General features: G+C 40.9%; 23 protein-coding genes. 11 read left to right on the top strand and 12 right to left on the bottom strand.

The genetic code is table 11. The annotated features are described in order from the left end of the window. Positions 1-993, top strand: a complete 993-nt coding sequence (locus AAFN85_RS25725; protein ID WP_347530702.1) for a glycosyltransferase family 9 protein — start codon at positions 1-3, stop codon at positions 991-993. Here the strand turns inward: AAFN85_RS25725 and AAFN85_RS25720 are convergent. Genes AAFN85_RS25720 through AAFN85_RS25705 form a run of 4 tightly spaced genes read right to left on the bottom strand, consistent with a single transcriptional unit; the run spans position 917 to position 4,876 of the window. Continuing rightward, positions 917-2,053, bottom strand: coding sequence for a glycosyltransferase family 9 protein (locus AAFN85_RS25720; protein ID WP_347530701.1), 1,137 nt, complete (start codon positions 2,051-2,053; stop codon positions 917-919). The genes AAFN85_RS25725 and AAFN85_RS25720 overlap by 77 nt on opposite strands. Beyond that, on the bottom strand, positions 2,031-2,615 hold the full coding sequence (locus AAFN85_RS25715; protein ID WP_347530700.1) for an HAD family hydrolase: 585 nt from the start codon (positions 2,613-2,615) through the stop codon (positions 2,031-2,033). The genes AAFN85_RS25720 and AAFN85_RS25715 overlap by 23 nt, the downstream gene beginning before the upstream one ends. A 1-nt stretch (position 2,616) precedes the next feature. Continuing rightward, positions 2,617-3,909, bottom strand: a complete 1,293-nt coding sequence (locus AAFN85_RS25710) for a glycosyltransferase family 1 protein (RefSeq protein WP_347530699.1) — start codon at positions 3,907-3,909, stop codon at positions 2,617-2,619. After that, positions 3,902-4,876 (bottom strand): glycosyltransferase family 4 protein, encoded by a 975-nt coding sequence (locus tag AAFN85_RS25705; RefSeq protein ID WP_347530698.1) that lies wholly within the window; start codon positions 4,874-4,876, stop codon positions 3,902-3,904. Before AAFN85_RS25705 ends, AAFN85_RS25710 begins: the two co-directional genes overlap by 8 nt. Before the next feature lie 353 nt (positions 4,877-5,229). On the opposite strand from AAFN85_RS25705, the gene AAFN85_RS25700 reads away from it, so the two are divergent. The 8 genes from AAFN85_RS25700 to AAFN85_RS25665 all read left to right on the top strand — a co-directional run bounded on the left by AAFN85_RS25700 (position 5,230) and on the right by AAFN85_RS25665 (position 11,220). Next, on the top strand, positions 5,230-5,913 hold the full coding sequence (locus AAFN85_RS25700) for a response regulator transcription factor (RefSeq protein ID WP_347530697.1): 684 nt from the start codon (positions 5,230-5,232) through the stop codon (positions 5,911-5,913). Positions 5,914-5,940: 27 nt separating this feature from the next. Continuing rightward, complete coding sequence (locus tag AAFN85_RS25695; RefSeq protein ID WP_347530696.1) at positions 5,941-6,102, top strand: hypothetical protein; 162 nt, start codon at positions 5,941-5,943, stop codon at positions 6,100-6,102. Positions 6,103-6,206: 104 nt separating this feature from the next. Then, positions 6,207-6,764, top strand: coding sequence for a ferritin-like domain-containing protein (locus AAFN85_RS25690; RefSeq protein ID WP_347530695.1), 558 nt, complete (start codon positions 6,207-6,209; stop codon positions 6,762-6,764). A gap of 423 nt (positions 6,765-7,187) precedes the next feature. Next, entirely contained in the window at positions 7,188-8,396 is a 1,209-nt protein-coding gene (locus tag AAFN85_RS25685; protein ID WP_347530694.1) for a zinc-dependent alcohol dehydrogenase, read from the top strand. Positions 8,397-8,417: 21 nt separating this feature from the next. After that, positions 8,418-9,236 carry an SDR family oxidoreductase gene (locus AAFN85_RS25680; protein WP_347530693.1) on the top strand — a complete coding sequence of 273 codons (819 nt, stop codon included), beginning with the start codon at positions 8,418-8,420 and terminating at the stop codon, positions 9,234-9,236. A gap of 55 nt (positions 9,237-9,291) precedes the next feature. Then, positions 9,292-10,299: an SDR family oxidoreductase gene (locus tag AAFN85_RS25675; protein WP_347530692.1), complete on the top strand. Its 1,008-nt coding sequence runs from the start codon at positions 9,292-9,294 to the stop codon at positions 10,297-10,299. A 12-nt stretch (positions 10,300-10,311) separates the two neighbouring features. Continuing rightward, complete coding sequence (locus tag AAFN85_RS25670) at positions 10,312-10,830, top strand: DUF4142 domain-containing protein (RefSeq protein ID WP_347530691.1); 519 nt, start codon at positions 10,312-10,314, stop codon at positions 10,828-10,830. A 6-nt stretch (positions 10,831-10,836) separates the two neighbouring features. Then, entirely contained in the window at positions 10,837-11,220 is a 384-nt protein-coding gene (locus tag AAFN85_RS25665; RefSeq protein ID WP_347530690.1) for a hypothetical protein, read from the top strand. A gap of 26 nt (positions 11,221-11,246) precedes the next feature. Here AAFN85_RS25665 and AAFN85_RS25660 read toward each other — a convergent pair whose 3' ends face one another. The 3 genes from AAFN85_RS25660 to AAFN85_RS25650 all read right to left on the bottom strand — a co-directional run bounded on the left by AAFN85_RS25660 (position 11,247) and on the right by AAFN85_RS25650 (position 12,720). Continuing rightward, the gene (locus AAFN85_RS25660) at positions 11,247-11,708 is read right to left on the bottom strand and encodes a hypothetical protein (RefSeq protein WP_347530689.1); all 462 of its coding nucleotides are present in this window, start codon (positions 11,706-11,708) and stop codon (positions 11,247-11,249) included. Between the two features lie 123 nt (positions 11,709-11,831). Continuing rightward, positions 11,832-12,176 carry a hypothetical protein gene (locus tag AAFN85_RS25655; RefSeq protein ID WP_347530688.1) on the bottom strand — a complete coding sequence of 115 codons (345 nt, stop codon included), beginning with the start codon at positions 12,174-12,176 and terminating at the stop codon, positions 11,832-11,834. A 31-nt stretch (positions 12,177-12,207) separates the two neighbouring features. Continuing rightward, the gene (locus AAFN85_RS25650; protein WP_347530687.1) at positions 12,208-12,720 is read right to left on the bottom strand and encodes a DUF892 family protein; all 513 of its coding nucleotides are present in this window, start codon (positions 12,718-12,720) and stop codon (positions 12,208-12,210) included. A 1,541-nt stretch (positions 12,721-14,261) separates the two neighbouring features. On the opposite strand from AAFN85_RS25650, the gene AAFN85_RS25645 reads away from it, so the two are divergent. Then, complete coding sequence (locus AAFN85_RS25645; protein WP_347530685.1) at positions 14,262-15,332, top strand: hypothetical protein; 1,071 nt, start codon at positions 14,262-14,264, stop codon at positions 15,330-15,332. 84 nt (positions 15,333-15,416) lie between these two features. Here the strand turns inward: AAFN85_RS25645 and AAFN85_RS25640 are convergent, their stop codons facing one another. The 5 genes from AAFN85_RS25640 to AAFN85_RS25620 all read right to left on the bottom strand — a co-directional run bounded on the left by AAFN85_RS25640 (position 15,417) and on the right by AAFN85_RS25620 (position 20,265). Then, complete coding sequence (locus AAFN85_RS25640; RefSeq protein WP_347530683.1) at positions 15,417-15,815, bottom strand: response regulator; 399 nt, start codon at positions 15,813-15,815, stop codon at positions 15,417-15,419. A 458-nt stretch (positions 15,816-16,273) separates the two neighbouring features. Beyond that, positions 16,274-16,684, bottom strand: coding sequence for a PAS domain-containing protein (locus AAFN85_RS25635; protein ID WP_347530682.1), 411 nt, complete (start codon positions 16,682-16,684; stop codon positions 16,274-16,276). 62 nt (positions 16,685-16,746) lie between these two features. Further along, entirely contained in the window at positions 16,747-18,510 is a 1,764-nt protein-coding gene (locus AAFN85_RS25630) for an ATP-binding protein (RefSeq protein ID WP_347530680.1), read from the bottom strand. Between the two features lie 115 nt (positions 18,511-18,625). Beyond that, positions 18,626-18,985 (bottom strand): response regulator, encoded by a 360-nt coding sequence (locus tag AAFN85_RS25625; RefSeq protein WP_347530678.1) that lies wholly within the window; start codon positions 18,983-18,985, stop codon positions 18,626-18,628. Between the two features lie 350 nt (positions 18,986-19,335). Beyond that, positions 19,336-20,265: a hypothetical protein gene (locus AAFN85_RS25620; RefSeq protein ID WP_347530676.1), complete on the bottom strand. Its 930-nt coding sequence runs from the start codon at positions 20,263-20,265 to the stop codon at positions 19,336-19,338. Between the two features lie 806 nt (positions 20,266-21,071). Between AAFN85_RS25620 and AAFN85_RS25615 the strand changes: the two genes are divergently transcribed. Then, positions 21,072-22,160 (top strand): glycosyl hydrolase, encoded by a 1,089-nt coding sequence (locus tag AAFN85_RS25615; RefSeq protein ID WP_347530675.1) that lies wholly within the window; start codon positions 21,072-21,074, stop codon positions 22,158-22,160. Positions 22,161-22,162 lie beyond the last annotated feature (2 nt).

The raw sequence follows: 22,162 nt of genomic DNA, 5'->3' as shown, positions 1-22,162 counted from the left end.
ATGAAATTACCTGTTCAGGAAATAAAAAAAATTGGCATTTTCAGGGCGCTCCAATTGGGCGATCTGTTATGTACCATCCCTGCTATCCGTGCGTTGCGACGCGCTTATCCGCATGCTGAAATTATTTTATTAGGTTTGCCATGGGCAAAAGGCTTTACCAAACGCTTCGATCACTATTTTGATGGCTTTTTCCATTTTCCCGGTTATCCTGGGTTGCCGGAACAGGATTTCGACGTAAAGATATTTCCCGCTTTCATTGATCAAATGCAGGCAGAACAATTTGATCTGTTGTTGCAGATGCAAGGCAGTGGCTCTGTTGTGAACCCCATGATGGAATTATTTGGCGCACGGCATGTCGCAGGATTTAAAACCGATGGACACTACGCGCCGGATAACGGGCTCTTTTTAGATTATCCAAACTACGGCTCTGAAATAGACCGACATATCGCTTTGATGGAGCATTTGGGCATCGCCAACCTGGGTAATGAGCTTGAGTTCCCCCTATCAGAAGCAGACCTGGTGGAGTTGGGCCAATTAAAACTACTGATAGAACCGCAGCGATACGTTTGTATCCACCCCGGCTCACGAGGATCATGGCGGCAATGGCCGGTTAACTATTTCGCAGCACTTGCCGATTTTTGTATCGACCAGGGTTACCATGCGGTAATTACCGGTACAAATGATGAAGGGGACATTACCAATGCTGTGATCAGTCAGATGAAAAACACCGCTATCGACACCACCGGAAAAACATCGCTGGGTGCGGTTGGTGCATTGATCAGGGATGCTGCCTTGCTTCTTTCAAATTGCACCGGTGTATCACACTTAGCGGCTGCGTTTAAGACACCAAGTGTAGTGATCAGTATGGATGGTGAACCACACCGCTGGGGACCATTAGATACCTACCGTCACCGCACTATCGATTGGCTGAAAGCTCCGGATTTTCACGTTGTATTTCGTGAAACTGTCGACCTGATACAAAAGGTGGCCTGATCAGGCCGATCACGCGATCTACAATAATCGCAGGTTGGGGCATCGGTGCCGGATCGCTGTAAACGATATCATCGACCTGACGGATGACGCCATTTTTACTTTTCAATCCATCAGGTACAGGAAACTCCATTACCGCGCTGGGCACCATCCAAGGAGTGTGTTGCGGATTGGTTTGCGCATATAAAACAACTACCGGTGTGCCAACCGCCGCGGCTATATGAGTTACGCCTGTATTGACAGATAACAATAAAGGCGTATGACAAATAAGGATGATCAATTGTTTGATTGAGAATAATCCTGCTGCATTATACGCACCCAGACCTATTTTGCGCTGCAAACGGTTTATGAGTTCTTTTTCCCCGACTGAACCGGTGAGTAATACCTGGTAGCCTTGTGATATTAATTGCACCGCAGTTTCAATCCAAAGTCTTTCCGGAAATTGTCTTTTTATTTCACTCACCCCGGCATGAAGGGTCAACCATGGTTTATCAGGGTCTAATCCTGTTTGTTTCAACTGATCTGCAATTAAGGGCCAGTCGGCATCGTTGACTGTTAGTTTCAAACGCTTGTCGATGTTTGCATCACAAACATAGTTAGCCAGTTTTAAATCCCGTTCAACCTGGTGGGTAATATATTGAAAAGGTTCTTCGTCCGGCACCCAATCACTTATCAAACCATACGGGTTTTCGCGGCAATAGGCCAGCACTCTGGATATTCCTGCCTGGTAAGCGATCATCGCCGAAGGTAGCGGATTTTGACTGTAAACCGTAAAAATCACTGCGGCATCAAAATTATATTCTTTAAGCCCCCCAATTAACTTTAACAAGGTCTCTGGTCCTTCAGCATTAGCAGTTTTGACCCATGGCAGATCAAAAATTATAGTATCATCGATCTCGGGCATAAATGGTGTCACGCCCGCTGCCATAGATGATGTTAATACCGTGATTCGGGCGTCTAACCCTTGCTTAAGTTTGCGCAATGCAGGACCGCTCATGATCAGGTCGCCCATATTATCAGGGCGGATACATAAAATATTTCTAACGCTGTTCCAGCCCGACATCTGATAAATTATAATTATAAATGTACGTTGCAGCTTCATTGATATTGCTGCAACTAAATTCCGGCTGCCGGTATGGCCCTTCAAGCCATTCGGTTTCATTTCCGTTATCAATTAAAATACTATTACATCCTGCACGGTTCCCGGCTTCCACGTCGTTAAGGATATCTCCTATCATCCAGCACCGGCCAAGATCAAGTTGATGCTCCATGGCGGCGCTTTGCAGCATCCCTGGCATTGGCTTGCGGCAATCGCAGTTGATGTTGTAACCGTCAGCGGTTCCTTGCGGGTGATGGGGACAGTAATAAAAGGCATCAAGCCTGATGTCCTCCGCTTCAAACAATTCATACAAGCGTTTTATCGCCCACAAGAGCTGAGCTTCGCTGAAATATCCCCTTGCAATACCGGATTGATTGGAAACAAGGAATAGCTTGTACCCTGTTGCGGCCAATATTCGCAAGCCCTCTATACAATGCCCAGTTAGGGTTATCTTATCAGGGTCGACATTATAAGGGATATCCGGTATCAGTGTGCCGTCTTTGTCTAAGAAAATTGCTTTATTCATATCAGGCAGCTTTAATACGTGTAGTATTTTTACGGGCGAACGGTTTGGCAGTTTGCCTTAATGCCACTTTATAAACCAATTCAATTTCTTCGGCCACCTTTTTCCAGGTAAAATTAGCATTCACATGTTTTAAGGCATTTTGCCCCATCTCGCTTAACACACTATCATCGGCCATAAGTTCATCTATTTTTCGAGCAAGCGCAATTGCATCTTTAGGTGGCACGAGCGCGCCTGTAATACCATCAACCACACTATATTTGATGCCGCCTACGTTGGAACCTATAACCGGAGTACCGCAAGCCATAGCCTCAAGCGGTGTAATGCCAAACGGTTCGTACCAGGGCGTAGTAATAAAAACGTCCGCAGCAGCGTAATAAAATTTCAAGTATTCCCTGTTTTTCTTACCTGCAAAATGCACCTTATCTGCAACCCTTAAAGAGGTGGCCAAATCTGATAGCCGTTTAAATTCGGGGCATGACGATTCGGTCATATTATCCTGATCTCCACCAACAATCAGCAATCTGACTTTTTCAGCGCTTTTCTTGCTGAGTGATGCTATGGAGCGGATCACGTTGTCGATGCCTTTGCGCGGCACCATACGGCCAAGTTGCAGCAAAACTTTCTCGTCAGGTTTTATCTGCAGCATTTTACGCGCTATGTTTTTACTAATAGGGTAAAACTCTGCCAGGCTAAATCCGCAGGGCACAATTGCGATTTTATCGGGGTCGGCCTGGTAAAATTCCATAAGGTCTTCCCTGTCCTGCGGGCACTCCGCGATGATCTGGTCTGCTTCTTTACAAAGCACCGTTTCTATCGCTAAGCGCTCTTCCGGAAACAGATCTTTTTCTTTTTGATGCAAACGTCTTACATGCCCAAGTGCGTGGAAGGTGATAACAAAAGGGATCCTCATTTTTAGCTTTAGTTTCATAGCAACCAGGCCTGACATGAAGAAATTTGCATGTACCAGATCGTAATTCAGTTTTTCTCTACTTATAAAATTTTGCATCCAACGGGCAAACTCGGGCATGATGGTCAGGATTTCTTCTTTCGGGATGATCCTTGACGGGCCTGCAAGCACATGGATAACCCGAACGTTAGGTACCCACTCCACTACAGTTTGCGCCCTGTTATCTTCACGCCGGGTATATATATCAATAATGTGCCCCTGATCTGCCAGGTGTTTTGCCAGTTGTGCCACGTACACATTCTGGCCCCCGGTATCTACGCCGCCAAGACAAGCCAATGGTGAGGCATGTTCGCTGATAAAGGCAATTTTTAGTGGAAAGTTATTCATGGTACATCAGTTTTGTTTCGGTATCAATAAGTCTTAAAGGATTGCTTACCTTTTCAAATAATTGCTTCCAACCGGTAGCGAAACGGTTGATATTGAAGCGCGCAATCGCTGTTTCCCGTCCCCTTGCTCCAATTTCAGCGGCCATTCCAGGATCGTGAAGCAATTGCTGCATTTTTTCTATCAGGTAATCAACATCGGTATGGATATAGCCATTCACACCGTTATCAATTACAGCAGATAATTCGGTGGTGGCAAGTCCTACAACCGGGATTCCCATCATCATAGCCTCACATATGGCCAAGCCCAGGCTGGTATACCTGATAGGGTTAAAAAAGAAGCGATATTTCGATTGAAACGCCGGGAGTTGCGGGTGCAGCACCTCGCCGAGTCCCCATTCGCCCGTACCCATACCCACCAGGTCCACAGCAATTTTTTCCTTTACGGTTTTAAAAACGTCAAAACCTAATAAGCGGCCGCGGGAGGGCAGATTATTGATAACTACTATCCCTTTGGCGAGTTCACCGCTATAAATCGCACCATGATCTGTAACGCCGTGCTCTATGACCATCGTTGGCGTATCGCCGCAATCCCACATCAAACGGTTAAAATGCGTTACATGCACGAGAGTAATGTCCGGGTTGTTAATTAAGTGCCTGGTATCGGTTGGGTGCTGGCGCGGCGGGTCGTGCTCAAGGTAGATTTTTGGCAGCGCGCGTTGTTCTTCAGATAAGATCTCGTATTGGTCTGCCAGGTAATTTTGATTGGTTTGAAAAAGGATGCAATCGAATTCCCGGTTCTTTACCTCATCATGAGGTATTTCAATTACGTTCGGGCCAAAAGGGAAGGTTTCTCCGCGTCCGTAATAGCCCTCTGCTTTTTCAGCGCTCGTCGGTATGTAAATTTCATAATTACCCTGCGATAAATAGAAAAGGTAACTTCCGTGTATGTGCCAGGTAAATATCTTCATGTTGTTAATGTAAGAAGCGTTTCTTTTGTTGAAACGCTTCAATGACAACATGACAGAAGTGAATGCTGTTTGTACGGTATATACGTGAAAAGTTCGTGTAAACTACCTGTTGTATGTTTTTAGTTTGATGCTACTGAAAGTCGGTAATAATTAAGAGAGGCAATAATATAAAATTGACTCGTAACTCTCACCGTACTTGCTAATAAAATCTGTTTCAATATTTCTAAATTTTTAAATTATGAAACATTTAAGAAAAAAAATCATTATTAAATTAATACCATTCCGATACCTACCGGCTAACCGGTGAAAAATTTGCCGAATAAAAATTCAATTTTTTTCTCAAAAAAAATAATATGATACGTGTGCTGATAGCAGATGGTAATGAACATACTTTGGCCGGTGTAAAAAACTTGTTGAATAATGAACCGGGATTTGAAGTGCTTGCCCAGGCGTCAGACGGTGAAAGTGTAATCGATTTAATAAGCGCGGATGTTGTGCCTGATGTAGTTCTTACCGATGTGCACTTGCCACGCATTAACGGGATTTTGTTGGCCGGGCATATCAGCCGGAATTTCCCTTTCATCAAAACTATCATGTTTACCGTGGAAGAACAGGAACACTATCTGATTGACGCGTTTAAATCGGGGATAAAAAGTTATTTAACCAAATCGATTGCACGGGACGAACTGATTTTTGCCATCGGTCAGGTTAATCAGGGTAAATACTATATGTGCACGCAACTCGCATCAAGGCTTACCCTCCTTTTTTTAAAGGGAACCGAAATGACGTCACTTATTGTTGAGCCTAACATCGAATTTTCGGGACGTGAAATGGAGGTACTGCAATTGATTGCCGACGGTTGTACCAACCAGGAAATAGCCGATCAGCTATTTACGAGTAAACGAACGGTTGAGGGCCACCGGCAATCCATGATCAATAAAACCGGTGTTCGCAATACGCCCGCATTGGTTAAATATGCCATGCGCTATAATTTAATGAAAACGCGGGAAGATGCTACTCGCAGCACCAGAACATAAACTACGCTAAATTAAATACCTATCACTATGAAAAAAACATCAAAACGAAAGATCGCCGCTGCGTTTATCGTTGCTTTTGCACTCCCTATCGCTCTCCTATCCGCTCACACTTGGTCCATAAAAAAGGATGAGCAACCAAAAAAGAGGAAGGCAACTGTTTGCGCCGGAAGAGCAAACCTTAATCCTTAGGATCGATGCAGCAACACAACTTTATGGAATAGTAATTGCACTTATATAAAGCGATTGATTACCGCAGTCAAAATCAAATCAATTAACATTTATAAAACTACATTATGCCTACAAAAACAAACAAAAAAGCGACTGCAGCAGCTGCAAGCCGCACACCCGAAGCCGAAAGTGCTTTGAAGGAATTATTCGTTGACGAATTAAAAGATATTTATTGGGCCGAAAAGCATTTGGCTACCGCCCTGCCTAAACTGATTAAAGGCGCAACATCTGAAGATCTGAAACAGACCATCACCACGCACCTTGAAGAGACAAAGAACCAGATCACCAGGTTGGAAAGTGTATTCGAATCGGTAGGTGAAAAAGCGGCTGCAAAAAAATGCCTTGCAATGGAAGGGCTTTTGGCCGAGGCTACAGAACTGTTAAGCGATACCGAAAAAGGAACCGAGGTACGCGACGTAGCGATCATTTCGGCAGCCCAAAAAGTTGAACATTATGAAATTGCGTCCTACGGAACTTTGCGCACGCTGGCTGGCACCCTTGGCTTCAGCGAAGCACAAAGCCTGCTCGACGAAACCCTCGCCGAGGAGAAAAATGCGGATTCTCTGCTTACCCAGGTAGCTGAAAACTATGTAAACGAAGCTGCCGCTGCAGAAACAGAATAATTTTTTAAGATTGACGAAGGCTGCCGAAAGGTGGCCTTCGTTATTTGTTATTTCATTTATAATAATCGGCTGGAATAAATTGAGTTCCGATTTTCTCCATCCGAAAAACGGATTTATTTTATCCTAACGATTTAGCAAAGCCGATGGTTAAAGTGCTACTTGACTCAAGTTGGTAAACTTAAACCGAACTTACTTTTCACCGATTTTCTTAGTATCATCTTTAAGAGATGGTTTTGAGTAACCTACTTTTCCTGATCTCGGTAAGAAGAAGCAAAGAAGTCAATCATCATCTTCTTAAGTTATAATAAGGCCGATAACCTTAAAAAAGGTTCAAGTGTGCCATATCATTTTATTTATGTGATAAATTAAAAAACAATATTTTTACCTAAAGTTAAATCAATACATTAAAACTTAAATTCTCCTATGAAAGCAGCAGTATTTCACAAACCCGGCGATATTCGCTACGATACCGTTGAAGATCCCCGATTGGAGCAGGATAACGATGTCATTTTAAAAGTTACTTCTACAGCCATCTGCGGTTCCGACCTGCATATCCTGAGCGGCGGCGTACCGCAACCAAAACCCATGATAATGGGACACGAGTTTATGGGCATTGTTGAAGAAGTTGGTAAGGGCGTGACCAAATTAAAAAAAGGCGACCGCGTGGTTGTACCATTCCCAATATCCTGCGGCCATTGCTTTTTCTGCCAACATGATGCTTCTCCGGCCTGCGAAAATTCCAATTATAAACATTATGGGCCCGACGGTGACATGGCCGATCAGAAAGGTGCTGCACTATTTGGCTACACAGACCTGTATGGAGGATATTCCGGCGGACAGGCGGAATATGTACGTGTGCCTTATGCGGATATCAGCCCGAGAATTGTACCAGATAATATGACCGATGAACAGGTTTTGTTCCTGACAGACATCTTCCCTACCGGCTGGTCGGCAATCGATTGGGCGCAGTTAAAAGGCGGCGAGGTTGTGGCCATATTTGGTTCCGGCCCGGTTGGGTTGATGGCACAGAAAGCAGCCTGGATCAACGGCGCAAGCCGCGTCATTGCAATAGACCCACTAAATTATCGCCTGGAGAAAGCTAAAGCGGTAAATAAAGTGGAAACGCTTAATCCCAATGATGTCGACGTTGTCGAAGCCATCCGCGCAATGACCGGCGGCCGCGGTGCGGATGTTTGCGTGGATGCTGTAGGCTTTGAACCGGAACGCAACATTATAGATAAGGCAAAAGCCCTGATCAATTTCGAGGTAGGCAGCATGAAAGTACTTGATATGGCTTTTAAGGCTGTTCGTCGGATGGGAACAGTTTCTATTATGGGTGTTTACGGATCAACTTACGATAATTTCCCGCTGCACCGTTTATTCGATAAAGGTATAACCCTTAAAATGGGCCAGGCACCGGTTTTGAATTACATCGACCATTTAATTGAACTGGTAAAAGAAGAAAAAGTAATACTGGACGATATAATCACCCACACCCTACCCCTGAGCGAAGTGACATATGGTTACGAGATCTTCGATAAAAAAGAAGAGGATTGCGTGAAAGTCGTTTTGAAACCCTGGGAACGGAGGAAACCAACGGATAATACCGAACCTATAAAAATTGAAAATTAAGCATTAGCACTTTATCTACCTATGGAAAATCAACAAAAAACAGCGCTTATTACAGGCGCGACAAGCGGGATCGGCTATGAACTGGCCAAACTCTTCGCACAAAATCATTATAACCTGATCATCGTGGCACGCAATCAGGATGAACTCGAAATAAAACAACAAGAATTCAAATTTAATTACGGAGTTGATGTAAGGATCATATCTAAAGACCTGTCCAAAATGGAAGAAGCGAAAGCTTTATGTCTGGAGATTGATCAGCCCGTTGATGTGCTGGTTAATGATGCTGGCCAGGGCGTATATGGCTTATTTCAGGATAATGACATCGAACGTGAGCTGGATATCATCCACCTGAACGTTTGTGCAACTGTGATCCTGACCAAACATTTTGTAAAACAAATGCTTGGGCGCGGCGAGGGCAAAATCCTGAACCTTGGGTCTGTTGCCGGCAAACTCCCTGGACCATGGCAGGCGGTTTATCACGCCACTAAGGCTTTTGTGCTTTCGTTCACTACAGCAATTCGCGAGGAATTAAAAGACTCAGGCATTACGTTAACAGCCCTGATGCCAGGTGCTACTGATACCGACTTCTTTAACAAAGCAGGCATGCTCGATAGCAAAATAGCAGAGGATAAAGAAGCCCTGGCCGATCCGGCGGGTGTAGCTAAGGATGGCTACGACGCATTGATGGCCGGCGATGACCGCGTGATCTCGGGTTTTAAAAATAAAGTTCAGGTCAACATGAGTAACCTGATGCCCGATAGTTCGGTTGCACATGCCATTTATGAGCAGCAGCAGCCGGTTGATCAGGAACAGCAAATAAAAATTAGCCATCAGGCCTAATCATGGATAATACACCTACAGGCCTGGAAAAATAACAGATAAACCGAAAACTAACATGAACGAAGAAAATAAAATGAGCCGGCGACAGGTAGTTGCCGGCTTGGGAGCTGCAATTGCAGCGGCCACTGTTTCGCCTGCATTGGCAACCACAGGAACATTAAATAAGCCGGTTGATGGCCCTGCAAAGATAAGCGATCCAACTAAACTTTATCCCAAACCACCATATAAGAGTCAGCCCCAGCCATGGCCGGGCCTGCAAAGCAAAATGGACCCGGTACCTGATTGTGGTGAAACCAGCTATAAAGGGTCGGGCAGGTTAATGGGACGAAAAGCCCTCATTACTGGTGGAGACTCGGGCATGGGCCGTGCGGCAGCGATTGCTTACGCACGCGAAGGTGCGGATGTAGCGATCAATTACTATCCTACCGAAGAACAGGACGCGCAGGAGGTGATCACCCTGATTAAAAAAGAAGGGCGTAAAGCTATCGCTATCCCCGGCGATCTGCGCAGCGAAGATTTCTGTAAGCAACTAGTGCAAAAAGCCATCAGCGGCCTCGGCGGTCTGGACATTATAGTTAACAATGCCGGCAGGCAGCAGTCTATCAATTCTATTGCAGATGTGACCACCGAGGAGTTTGATTCTACCATGAAAACCAACATTTATGCGCCATTTTGGATCATCCGTGAGGCATTGCCTCATTTGCCGCCGGGTTCAGCTATTATCGGCACTACTTCAGAGCAGGCATATGATCCGTCGCCAGACCTATATGCTTACGCGCAAACCAAGGCTGCTACCATGAATTATGTGAAATCCCTTGCCAAACAATTAGGCCCGAAAGGTATCAGGGTTAATGGCGTCGCGCCAGGGCCAATCTGGACCGCCCTGCAGATCAGTGGTGGCGCGCAGCCCGAAAAACAACAAATGTTTGGGAGCTGGACCATGCTGGGCCGGCCGGGGCAACCTGCAGAGCTGGCTTCTATTTATGTACAATTAGCAGCATCCGATGCCAGCTTTGCTTCCGGGCAGATTTATGGTGCATCGGGTGGTGTTGGTCAGCCTTAATCCAAATAGATCATGAAAAAAGCGATTTTTATTTCATTGCTGTGCATTGGCGGTTTCACCGCACATGCCCAGATTCCACAGCCTGATCCTGATACAACGGCTCAACATTTTCTGATCGTTGCCAGCATCGGTAATCTGCAGGAAGCAAGTGCAGGCCAACTTGCTGTACAAAAAGCAAACCTCGCCGACGTTCGTTCTTTTGGACAGATGATGGTTAAAGATCATACCCAGGCGGAGCAGCAACTATTACAGCTGGCTAAAAGCAGGGGTTATAACTTGCCTGCGGCAGCAACCGGTGGTATCCAACCCGATTTCAACCTGAAAAATGCAGGTCCGGATTTTGACAGGTTGTATGTACACGGCATGTTGGCAGGGCATAATAACACGGTTCAAACTTTTGAAAATTATGCCGTGAATGGTAAAGATCCGGCGGTCAAGGCGTTTGCGCAACGGCAACTCCCTACGCTTAAAGCGCACCTCGCTGCCGTAAAAGCGCTTGATGAAAAAATAAAAGATCAGGTAGCAAAGTAAATTGTTATGAAAGAAGAAAATATCAAAACAGCCGCGCGCATATTATTAGGCGCAAGTCTCGTATTGGCCGGTATCAGCCATCTTACCTTTGCGCGCAAAGATTTCAGGGCACAGGTACCCAACTGGGTTCCATTAAAAAAAGATGATACGGTTATTTATTCTGGCTTTGCTGAAATAGCGTTAGGTGCAACTTTGGCGCTAAGTAGTAAACATACTGAAAAAACCATGGGGAAAGTTGCTGCCGGCTTTTTCGCCGCCGTCTTCCCCGGCAACATAGCGCAATACACGCACAACAGGAATGCGTTCGGGCTTGATACATCTAACAAAAGATTGGCGCGCTTATTCTTTCAACCCGTGCTGATTGCCTGGGCTTTGAAAAGCACACATTAATTTTTGCAATTTTCAAAAGCAGCAACTTAAAACACAGCGCCGGAATTTATTTTCGACGCTGTGTTTTTTGATGAGGGTATTTTGATCCAGCCGGTTTTATCTCCAAAACCTATAAGCTGATAACCTTTAAATATTCCCTTAACTTTAACATTATCTTTGGTATTAAGCTCGGTAATTTGCGCCGCATTGCTGTCTGGCGCATTATATAATGGTTGGCGGTACCGGATAGTTTCGGGAAGATCAAGAAGTGGTTTTACTTGCACGGCATTAACAAATACTGACCTGTTATCGGGATAAATAACTTTATATGAATTTCTTGTAGCTGCGCTGATGGTGACCGGGATATCACTGTAACTTGCCATAGTCGCCAACTTTACTACGGGTGCAGTAACAGCTGGCGGAGTTTCATTTTGAGGCTTAACAAATAAAAGCGGGTCTATCGCACCGCCGCTGGTATAAATGCAAATGCGAAGGAATATCTTTCGCATTGTTAAACCAAAATTTGGTATTTTTCGAGCAAGATCTTTCCAGCTTTTGTAATTTCTAAAAATGCTGGATAAGCGTTTATGATATTGGCGGGCATAATCATGTTACGCTTACGGCAGGTAAGGTTATTCTTCCTGACGCGGCCACATGCCTGGGTTTTCCCTTACCTCGTTTAATTGTTCGATCAGTTCCTCTATTTCGTCAGAGGATAGGGTCAAATCACCATCTCTTGTGTAGCTGTATATACGTCCTGGTACATCGAAAGTTAGATAGCCCATGTAACTTGGTTCGTCATTATGATTTATCCCCAGTATCTCCAGGTTACGGTAAAATTCTCTCGAGAGAGATTCGTCCTTTTTATGGATGTGGTAGGTACGCGTAATGATCGTGTGCCCGTCGAGATGAGCCTGCGTGTCCGGTATTATTATTAAAGACAGCTGAGGACTTAAGGTAAAATAGATAGGAACCATGTAGATTAATTTATTTTAATTTGTTGTATGATTAGTGTAAAGCAAGCATGGCTTTCAGCGCTTTTTTACTTTGATGAGCCTCCTTGCAACAAACAGACATAAGTTTGACGATACTTTTCGGCTTGATGTTTTTTGCCAAACTGAGAAGTACCCTGAAGGCGTCTATCTCGATCCCTTCGGCTATGATGAGATGGGTTAGGATAATGACATCCGTTTTGGGGGATTTGCTATTTATGTTTTCTTTCAGGAATTGTTCCAGATTAAGGCATCCGTTTAACATCGGTGCTTGGGTAGTCAAAGTTAAACCTAACAGATTCTTCGTTAAACAAACCCTGATCAGTTGGCCATTAATAATAGTTGCGGATTCGAGAAGAAGCAACTTAACGTCTTTAGCGTAAGCTCTGGATACGAAAAAAGAGAGATGATTGATCAACGCGACTTTTGAATTGTGAAGGTCGGAAAGAATAGTAATAAATAAATCTGTTTTTTCAGACCTCGTTAATCTCTGCTGACTAATTGTCGGCACTTCAGGGAATTTTTCCATGGCAATCACACTTAAGGTAATGACAGCAATGTTGGTAAAGAGAAGTGCTTGAAAATATGGTAGATCGCTTGAGCTGTAAGTAGTTAATGTTTATTTTTAAAAATAGTTTCACTTCTAATTATTTTTTTTTCATTCAACTTAAAATAAAAAAGAAATGAGCACTTTTAACCTGTTCTTAACTTTACACCGATTTCCGTTTATGATTTTCTTGATATTTTGGATACATTTTAAGCCTTTTACCCTTGCCCCGAAAATTAATTACAGCTTCTGTAGGCATTAAAATATCGATTATAAAGACTATCTATCTCTTAAGCACAATCTAATTCCATTTAAGATAATTGTCGTTTACGCTTAGTTCGTTCGCTAATTGGGGGACTACACGGGTATTTCTGCTAGTAAGAAGCGGGCAATATACAGGATGATTTAAAGAATAAGGCATTTACTTCAGGTCCAGCCATGAAATAAAAGCTAACCCACATACTTGAGCGGTCCTGCATGATTTCAAAGGTGTCCTCCTGCAAAACATTTACCTCGTATGCGCAGTATCGTGTTGATAAATGAAACACTGCAATTTTTATTAAAGCAATAATATTTGATTTTAGTGTTGTTCATGTCTCAACCCTGTTTTACACCAGTCTATTACCTACACAAATAGCGGTGATCTATTTGGGAACCTCTAAATAGAATGAAAACACAAAGCATTGATTTATAACGGAGATTAAACTGATTATCTTCTTTAACTAACCTAGCTCAACATTTAAAATATCTCATTGCTACCTGATAGCATACCATGCTTTGTCTAACATTTTCATTAGAATAGCTGCTTAACACATCTAAAAATCCTAATAATTATATTAATAGCATAGTAAGGTCAATTAGTGCCAATTTGATAAGTACACAGTGAGCAGTGTCAAAAGCCCAAATATTGATATTGAAGGTTAGCCGGTTATATGATTTTTCATGCCCCCTCCGGAAATTATATAACTCAATATACTTTGCACCAATCAGCACCAATGACTATTTAAGCAAACCATTTTGTTGAAAACACCTGTTGTTTTAACCCTATTACTATTCATTTAATCCATTTAGATTTGATACTCAGCGTCGATTATTGTAAATTTGAATATAGCATTTGCAGCTAATTTCACGAAAATAAAAGTGGTGAGTAAATCGGTGAGTTCGAAATTGAAAACCCTTAAAATATCAATTTAGAGCGAAAAATAGGTACGTAAACAAATCCCTAACTCTCCGCTGATTTTCATATCAAATATTAAGAAGCCTGCAAATCAATTGCAGGCTTCTTCTTTTATATGATATAACCCAATTACACCTGTTCAATCTTGCGACTTAAGCAATAAAAAGAGCGAATTTCATTATCTGTAATTAGTGTTTACACCGCAAAAACCGAAACAGTTTGCTCCATTTATGAGAAAACACATCTCTCGTTAAGCATAAGGTTAAACGGTGTTACACAAAGATTTATCATTTTCTATAATTACAAATGTTTTCATCAATTATCCGGTAGCTTTAATAAAAAAAGCATGAAAAAGCTTCATTATTTGTCGCCGTGGGCATTATGTATTCTTTTCACAATTTTCTCATGTAAAAAGAATGTCGACGATTCATTTCAACCGGACAGTTTAACAACTAACACCTCCTTAAAGGCCAACGGTACACACCTTCCTTTAACGGTTGTTACCATAGCCGGAGATCCGATTCAAACAGGCCTGCAAGATGGTGCCGGTAAAGAAGCCAGGTTCTATTATCCTTTTGGAATTGATGTAACAGATGACGGAACTATTTACGTAGCCGACTTTGACAATCACAAGATCCGAAAAATAACTCCTCCAAACGTGGTTTCAACATTAACTATCCCTCCGGCAAGTGACGGTGAAAATTTTTACTTTCCTGAATATGTACGCGTAGCGAAAGATGGAACCATCAATATATTAACTCAAAGCGGCATAAGAAGAGTTTGGATAATTAAACCTAATGGAACAATTGTTACCCCATTAGCACCAAATCCATACGGTAATGTCTGGGCATTTTACACGGGTTTGCAAAAAGATCCTTTTGGCGATTTTTTCTGGTTTTCGCAAAATTATGACAGAAGTAGCGGCACAGTTACTGTACCCACGTCTTTGAAAAAATTCAACATCGACGCTAATGGTAGAATTGGAACCGATACATTTTTACCACCGAGAGATTCATTGGCATTGCCTGAGAGAAATACAGAAAACTATAACATATCAAATTTCTACTGCAGTTATAACGGGGTGAAATATATTGTGATAAACAATAATCATATTTACAAATTAACGCCGTCCGGCGTTTTTACACAGATATATAAGGATTTAAAATTCACGCACATATTTAGTCTCACCGCCTCGAAAGATAGCAGGGTATTATATATAGCTGATAACGGGACTATCAAAGCCCTGGTAAACGGTAAATTGCAATTTCTTGTTGGTCCGCAAAAATATGATATAACAGCAGTAGATGGTGTTGGTTCAAGTGCAAAAGTTTTTGCTCTTTATATGGTTTTATCAAAAGACGAAGGAACGCTCTATTTCAGCGACCATTCAACTATAAGAAAACTATTACTACGATAGAAATCAATTTTAATAGTATGTTAATTTAACCATTGGCTCTAAACGCCAATGGCATTGTTTATTGGTTCCGCATCATATAAGTTGTTAAATAACTCCAAATAACTCATATAAACGATCTACAGACAGCGGCTTACTAACAAAAACGTTTTCAACCGGATGCGCTGCCGCTCTCTCCATATCATGACGAAATACCGAAGATGACAAGATAACCATCCGGATAGGAGATGGCAATTTAAGCGTAGCAAAATGATCCAAAAACTCCCATCCATCCATAGGACGCATCATTAGGTCTAAAAAAATAACTTCAGGAAATACTCCTGATCCGCTAATCGACTTTTTTAGTTGTTCTAATGCGTCTGGAGCATTGCTGAACATTGATACTTGTATATTATGCGATACTTTTTTTAGTAATTTTTCTGCAATGTAGTTGTTAATTACATCATCATCAATTAGCATAACACTTGAGGGTAGTTTTATATCCATAATAACAAAGTTTAACTTATAACAAATGTTAGATACAGTTTTCACTGGCTCCATTACCAGCATGAAAATTGGCATTAGATATATTTAGTTCAGTGCTGCAATTTTTAAATGCTTTATAACTGCATTAATATCTCAGTAATGAAATTTATTCTAATAATTTATTTAATTGAAGCGCCTGCTTGCATAAAATCATTAAGGGTAGTCACAACAGCTTTGTTTAAATAAATGTGGTATAAATGATAGGTTTAATAATAATATATATATAAATTTGAGAATCCTATTATGGGATAATTTAATTAATAGTAAAAGGGGCAAGCAGCAAGTGCGAACCCCTTTTTTAATTATGTGTAACTTATCTTTTTTTATCACGTTTAACATGCTAACTATTAATTAAATTAAACCCATGCAGGTTGGCCTAATTTGGTCAACCTGTTTTTTTAACCGTTATGGCGATAGTGTTAAACCTTAGCCTCAGTAACGTCAATTGCGGTTAATAACAAAAATAACGGCTGGGTAACGGTTCCATCAAAAGGCAAAATGTCTATTTGCCACCATTTTTCAACAAATACATCCAGGTTCTGAAAAGTCACGTCAAACCTAAAAGGTTCGGTAGTGATTGGCTTATTGGTTTTAAGAGATTTTTCCAGCATATCAAGTAAATAGCGATCATCAAATATTCCAGCTTTTTTGGGATCGAATGCTTCCATTAAATGCCATCCGATAACGTCACGATGATGCAAACCTGAAATTTTCTGATAAGCCATATTATATCTCAAGATTGTAAAATTTGGCGGATCCGCTTTTAGAATTATACGCGGTATTGGGGCATCAAACAATGCTTTAAATACCGGATGATGTATAAAACTCATTTTAACGATGCTTTTAATATCATTTACTATCAATCTATTTTCTGTTATGATGTCCCTTGATTTTAACTAATAGGAAATGTAAACCAAAATGTACTCCCCCTACCCAATTCGCTATTGACACCTATCACTCCACCATGTTTTTTGATGATCTCCGAACTAATGTATAGGCCTATTCCTAACCCGGAATGCTGGCTTCCGCCCATTTGCACCCTATAATACCTGTCAAAAAGAAACGGCAGCTTATCCTCCGGGATTCCTGGGCCATAATCTGTTACCTGTACCAATGCATATGATCCATGGGCTTGAAAATTTATATCGATCACCTCAGAAAGGGGCGCATACTTTACGGCGTTGTTCACTAAATTTATAACCACTTGCTCTATTCGGTCCGGGTCAACAAGCACACCAAAATTTTCATCGCCGATAATATTTATCTGAAACTCTGTGGCCATACTGATCCCGCTGCAACTATCCCTTATAATGTCCATGAGGTTAACCCTTTCCATGTTAAGGTTCAGTTGTCCTTCGTTAACCTTTCCTATATACAAAAGCTCATCGATAAGATACGCCAATTTATTTACCCCCTTACCTGCCCTCACTATAAGTGTTGATAAATGCTTTTCGGTTAAATTACCCTGCATTGCTTCTATCAACTGAATGGTTGATTTTAAGCTTGTAAGCGGAGTTTTAAGTTCATGGCTTGTTATATTTATAAAATCGTCTTTTTGTCGTTGTAATTGCTTAATATCTTCTATATCAGTAGCGGTACCTACCCACATCTGTACATCCCCCTCCTCATTTTTTAAAGGCGCCATTTTCACAAGATGACACCTATAATCACCATCATATCTACGCTCTCGTATTTCAAATTCACCTTGTTCTTCCGACTCGATAATGGTTTTAAAACACTGAATATTGAAATCCAAATCATCGGGGTGAATAACTTTTTGCCATCCCTGATTCTTAGTTTCATCGAATCCCATCCCTGTATAACTAAACCATTTTTGATTGTAGAAATCTACATCTCCTTCTGGTGTGTTTGTCCAGGCTATTTGCGGCAAAACTTGTAAAATCAACCTAAATCTGCTTTCGCTTAAAGCCAGCTCCTCTGTTCTGGAATTAACCTGGTTTGCAAGATTATTGGTGAGTGCTATTAACCGGTTCCTTGAATTGGCCAGTTCTGTGTTATTATTAAGCAATTCGATATTGGCCGAGGTAATTGCTTCATTTGCAGCCGATAACTTCTCATTTAATCCCGTTGTTTCCTGCTCTTTTATAAACAGTATTTTCCTCAATGCTTCGAGATCTGTAATGGTTGAAGTAACCTTAGTGTATGAGGCAACAGAGATAGCAAAAGCAACCGCGGCGGATATTATAATAATTGTAAGAATGGATTTAGAGAAGGTTTCATAGGCTAATAACCTTTCTTGTAACAATAACTTTTCGCCGCTTAAAGCCTGTACTACCAAAGAATTAAGCGTTTGCATTGCAATCATTCCCGCAATAACCTGATCCTTAGATAAGGTATCAACTATTTGCCTGTTTGTGATTGCTAATTTGATAACGGATAACCTGCCTTTGATAACAGCTTTAATTTTACTAAAAGTCATCACGCCCATTTGATGATCTGCTATCAGATATTCTGTTTCCCTAAGCAGCACCATAACTTTCTTTTCAGAGTTGTTGTAGAGTTTGAGGAATTCAATTTTATTAGTGAGCAGGTATCCGTATTGCGAAGCCTCGGCATCCTTCATCAAGGTAACAATACTATCAGTTTTACTAATAACACCATAACTGTTTTCTACAAGCTTTCCGCTTTTCAACATCCCGTTCACGCTCAGGTAACTTATTACCGATACAATTAACAATGCGATCAACGAGAAGCCATAACCTACTTGTAAATTGCGCTTCAGCGAGATATGCATATTGCTGGAATTACTTTTACTCTAATAATTTTACAATCAGGCTTATTAATTTTTTATTTTCAAACGGTTTTGGCAAGTAAGCATCGTACCCAAAATTGCCAATGTTAATAGCCTGTTTATGATAAGCAGACATCAGGATTACCGGAATTTTTGATGTGAGCACATTTCTTTTGATCATTTGACAAATTTGCCCGCCATTTAATCCAGGTAAAATATAATCAGTTAAAACCAGGTCTGGTTTAAGGTTAATTATCACCGAGATAATATCCGTGGTTTGTACAATACCCCTTACGCTAAAATTATGCAAGGTTAGTAATGTGGCGATTGATTCTAAAATATCCTCATCGTCCTCTATTACAAGTATTGTTTTTTTCATTAACTATAATGCTGAACTTTGGTTAAACTTCCACGTCTCGGTCAGGCATTAATTATATTCGTCTCCTAACTACAAGTGTCAAACAGATCTAAAGAACATTGCCGACAATACGTTGCATTTGTAATAAATATCTTAAATATAATTCAAGCCTCAAACCACATATTTCTACACATAATTTCACACCCCTTTTAAAAGAAAAACACACTTTACTTTAGTGATATCAATATGATCAAAAAAGCAATTGTAATAATAACTTTAAAGGATGATAGCGCTCCGATGCGAGCATATGCAATATTAAAACATATATAATAATATTATTTACAAGGAAACATACCTCAGCATCATTTCAACTAAAGTTGTATTTTCCTGATGGTGTTTCGCGTATCTGTTACAAACAACGCCGTTTCACTATTTGATAATGCTAAATTAGCACCAACAATATCAGCACTAAGCCCAATACCATCTTTTCCATCCCCCGAGGTAGGTTTTGCAATTACTGATATTTTGTTTTGGTATATCTTTTTTATAGTATTACCATCAACTATATATAAAGTCGATCCGTCTTTGGTTACGTCAATGCCACTTATAAAAGTAAAATTGGTATCTGTAAATAGCTTAGTGATTTTCCCGTCGGCCGCTACTTTAAAAAGCTGCGTAGCCGAACTCACATATTTAACACCATTAGGCCCGGTGGCAATTGCCCTTAACGTTTCTCCTGTAGAAAGCAAAGACGAAAAATTCACAACATTACGCTGAATATCCACTCCTGTTATTTTGCATAAACTGTTTGAATTAACAAACCAAAGTCCCCCCTTGTCATCTTTTTCGATATCCAGGTTTGAATCCGCATTACCAATTCGGCTATTTAAATCGATGCCATTTTTATTATAAATCCTAACCCCGTATCCGGTTGAAACGATGTAAAAAGTACCATCGTTTCCAACTTCAACCGCTTCCGGAAGCAGTAGATAGGTTTTAGGTATCGCGATGGTTGTGACTTCGTTAGTAACGGATATTTTTCTTATTGCGCCATTAAAAAAATCGGCTATGTAAATACTACCATCAATAGCTACCGATATGCCATGCGGTTTCCAAAATTTTGCTTTAGGGCCGGGGCCATTTACCAAATGAGGCTCGCTGTTCTGCTGTTCAAAAATACCAGCAATCGTTCGCACTGTAAATTGAGGATACACGATAGGGGCTGCATTAGCAGCTGCCGATTTATCAACATCTGGAGTGCCAGTGATAACTGGCTCTACACGTTCTGTTTTACAACTCATAAAACAGAAAAAAACGCAACAGCAACAAACAATTTGCAATTTGTTCATAACCAATTTTTTAACATTGAATAATAGCAATATTACAAAGTATTTAAAAGGCAGGTGCACTTAAATTACAGATGTGTAACAAGTTGTATATTGGTGAGAAAGGTTAAAATAACGCAGACATCGCTTTTATTTCAAGCCACCTTTATAGCGGTATTTCGTAAAAATCAAACTTTTATTTAAAGCGTTAAAAACATTCGCTTTTGACGAGCATCATTCTGCCGACTAAAATAGGGCTAACGGGATTTTATGCACACTCTCCACCGTCATTTCATCATATTTGATCAAATATGTGTTGGTTTTTGGTCAAAACACCACACTCAATTTTTAACTCTTAGGCATATATTTGCCCTGTGTAATTAAAACACTATCGAGGTACGGCCTGCAAACCGTATCCAGGCATAGTTAAGCTCATAGCTGAGCGAAAATATATTCTACCTAAGAAACAAATACTGGTATCAACATCAGAAACTGTTAAGTTTCATAGGATCGCTTCATGCAAAAAAACTTGCGCGCAAGTTAACCTTCACTTATCTAAGCGAAAAAAAATCAATTTGTTTGATTTTTTTTTTGTAACAAACACATTACACTAAGGTGAAAGATAACTAACTCAATAACAGACAATAACGCATGTTAAGAAAAACAAGAAACTACCCCAAAAGTCCCAAAAAATTCAATTTTAATAAATTATTGCACAAACAGATGCAACATTTTCAATAAAATCCCCGTTTGACACCTAACTATTAATTAAATACATTATCATGTTAAAATTCAATCTTACAAAACTGTGGGCAATTAGTGTCACGGCGGGATGTGTTCTCGCATCTTGTTCAATTAAAGATAACGTGCAACCAGCTCAAATGGCCTCAATTCCGCAAAACGACTCAGCGGCTTTCGCTACCACGGCGACAACAGCAACTTCATCTAAAATCTCCGTTGCTGGCTCTACATTACAATTAGGCATTAATGGCCACCCCCTCGGCGACCCGCCCTATGTTCAAACTCCTGCTACACAACAAATTTCTCTTTTAAAAGGCATGGGCATGAACTGGTACAGGGTAGATTGCATGCCTCAATCTAATGGAACAATTACCGTACCATATTTATTGGGCCCATTGTTGGATGCAGCAGCAGCCGGTAACGTAAACATTTTACCTATGCTTTACACCAAAACTATGGATCTTAACAAAAGCGAGAGTGAAAACTACCAGGCTGGCAAAACGTTAGGCACTAACTTTGCAGCAAAGTATGCAAAATACTTTGATTACTACGATCTTGGTAACGACCTTACATTAGCGCTTTTGCTTCCTAATAAATCAGGCAAGAGTGTAAATGATTACGACAGAACGAAAGTTAACAGAACTGCAGCATATCTTAAAGGTATGGATGAGGGTATAAAATCTCAGGACCCTACTGCAAAAACAATGATTTCTGCCGGCTGGTTACAATATGCGTTTTTAAGATTATGTGATTCATACGGTGTTAAATTTAACGTAGTTGCCTACCACTGGTACTCTGAAATGGAAAGACTTGCCCCTGAAAACGGAGTCCCTGATATAACTATCAAGCTTGCTCAGCTATTTCCTAATAGGCCAATTTGGATCACAGAAGCCAATATCAGGTATAGTACACTGGAACAAAGCGTAAAAGAACAGAATCAAAACACATTTGTTGCAAATTTCATAAAAAAATGTAAAGCTAATCCGAGAGTTAAAGTGTTGATGCTTTATGAATTGTTTGATGAACCTTTAAAAAGCAAACAAGAAGGAAGCTACGGTTTTATTAAATGGAATATACCTTACACCTCCTGGACAAAGAAATTGGCGGCAAGTAATATGACGCTTAACTAAGC

Source organism: Mucilaginibacter sp. CAU 1740 (genome assembly GCF_039839285.1).
GTDB lineage: Bacteria > Bacteroidota > Bacteroidia > Sphingobacteriales > Sphingobacteriaceae > Mucilaginibacter.
Note: the sequence above shows the minus strand (reverse complement) of the source record. Positions and strands in the feature narration are given on the sequence as shown.

Excerpts from the sequence above, each read along its gene's own strand:
- AAFN85_RS25690 (WP_347530695.1), top strand. The coding sequence starts at position 6,207 with ATGCCTACAAAAACAAACAAAAAAGCGACTGCAGCAGCTGCAAGCCGC.
- AAFN85_RS25655 (WP_347530688.1), bottom strand. The coding sequence starts at position 12,176 with ATGGTTCCTATCTATTTTACCTTAAGTCCTCAGCTGTCTTTAATAATA.
- AAFN85_RS25645 (WP_347530685.1), top strand. The coding sequence starts at position 14,262 with ATGAAAAAGCTTCATTATTTGTCGCCGTGGGCATTATGTATTCTTTTC.
- AAFN85_RS25720 (WP_347530701.1), bottom strand. The coding sequence starts at position 2,053 with ATGTCGGGCTGGAACAGCGTTAGAAATATTTTATGTATCCGCCCTGAT.
- AAFN85_RS25615 (WP_347530675.1), top strand. The coding sequence starts at position 21,072 with ATGTTAAAATTCAATCTTACAAAACTGTGGGCAATTAGTGTCACGGCG.
- AAFN85_RS25640 (WP_347530683.1), bottom strand. The coding sequence starts at position 15,815 with ATGGATATAAAACTACCCTCAAGTGTTATGCTAATTGATGATGATGTA.
- AAFN85_RS25700 (WP_347530697.1), top strand. The coding sequence starts at position 5,230 with ATGATACGTGTGCTGATAGCAGATGGTAATGAACATACTTTGGCCGGT.
- AAFN85_RS25620 (WP_347530676.1), bottom strand. The coding sequence starts at position 20,265 with ATGAGTTGTAAAACAGAACGTGTAGAGCCAGTTATCACTGGCACTCCA.
- AAFN85_RS25635 (WP_347530682.1), bottom strand. The coding sequence starts at position 16,684 with ATGAGTTTTATACATCATCCGGTATTTAAAGCATTGTTTGATGCCCCA.
- AAFN85_RS25680 (WP_347530693.1), top strand. The coding sequence starts at position 8,418 with ATGGAAAATCAACAAAAAACAGCGCTTATTACAGGCGCGACAAGCGGG.
- AAFN85_RS25650 (WP_347530687.1), bottom strand. The coding sequence starts at position 12,720 with ATGGAAAAATTCCCTGAAGTGCCGACAATTAGTCAGCAGAGATTAACG.
- AAFN85_RS25625 (WP_347530678.1), bottom strand. The coding sequence starts at position 18,985 with ATGAAAAAAACAATACTTGTAATAGAGGACGATGAGGATATTTTAGAA.
- AAFN85_RS25675 (WP_347530692.1), top strand. The coding sequence starts at position 9,292 with ATGAACGAAGAAAATAAAATGAGCCGGCGACAGGTAGTTGCCGGCTTG.
- AAFN85_RS25695 (WP_347530696.1), top strand. The coding sequence starts at position 5,941 with ATGAAAAAAACATCAAAACGAAAGATCGCCGCTGCGTTTATCGTTGCT.
- AAFN85_RS25660 (WP_347530689.1), bottom strand. The coding sequence starts at position 11,708 with ATGCGAAAGATATTCCTTCGCATTTGCATTTATACCAGCGGCGGTGCG.
- AAFN85_RS25630 (WP_347530680.1), bottom strand. The coding sequence starts at position 18,510 with ATGTTGAAAAGCGGAAAGCTTGTAGAAAACAGTTATGGTGTTATTAGT.
- AAFN85_RS25715 (WP_347530700.1), bottom strand. The coding sequence starts at position 2,615 with ATGAATAAAGCAATTTTCTTAGACAAAGACGGCACACTGATACCGGAT.
- AAFN85_RS25705 (WP_347530698.1), bottom strand. The coding sequence starts at position 4,876 with ATGAAGATATTTACCTGGCACATACACGGAAGTTACCTTTTCTATTTA.
- AAFN85_RS25670 (WP_347530691.1), top strand. The coding sequence starts at position 10,312 with ATGAAAAAAGCGATTTTTATTTCATTGCTGTGCATTGGCGGTTTCACC.
- AAFN85_RS25710 (WP_347530699.1), bottom strand. The coding sequence starts at position 3,909 with ATGAATAACTTTCCACTAAAAATTGCCTTTATCAGCGAACATGCCTCA.
- AAFN85_RS25685 (WP_347530694.1), top strand. The coding sequence starts at position 7,188 with ATGAAAGCAGCAGTATTTCACAAACCCGGCGATATTCGCTACGATACC.
- AAFN85_RS25725 (WP_347530702.1), top strand. The coding sequence starts at position 1 with ATGAAATTACCTGTTCAGGAAATAAAAAAAATTGGCATTTTCAGGGCG.
- AAFN85_RS25665 (WP_347530690.1), top strand. The coding sequence starts at position 10,837 with ATGAAAGAAGAAAATATCAAAACAGCCGCGCGCATATTATTAGGCGCA.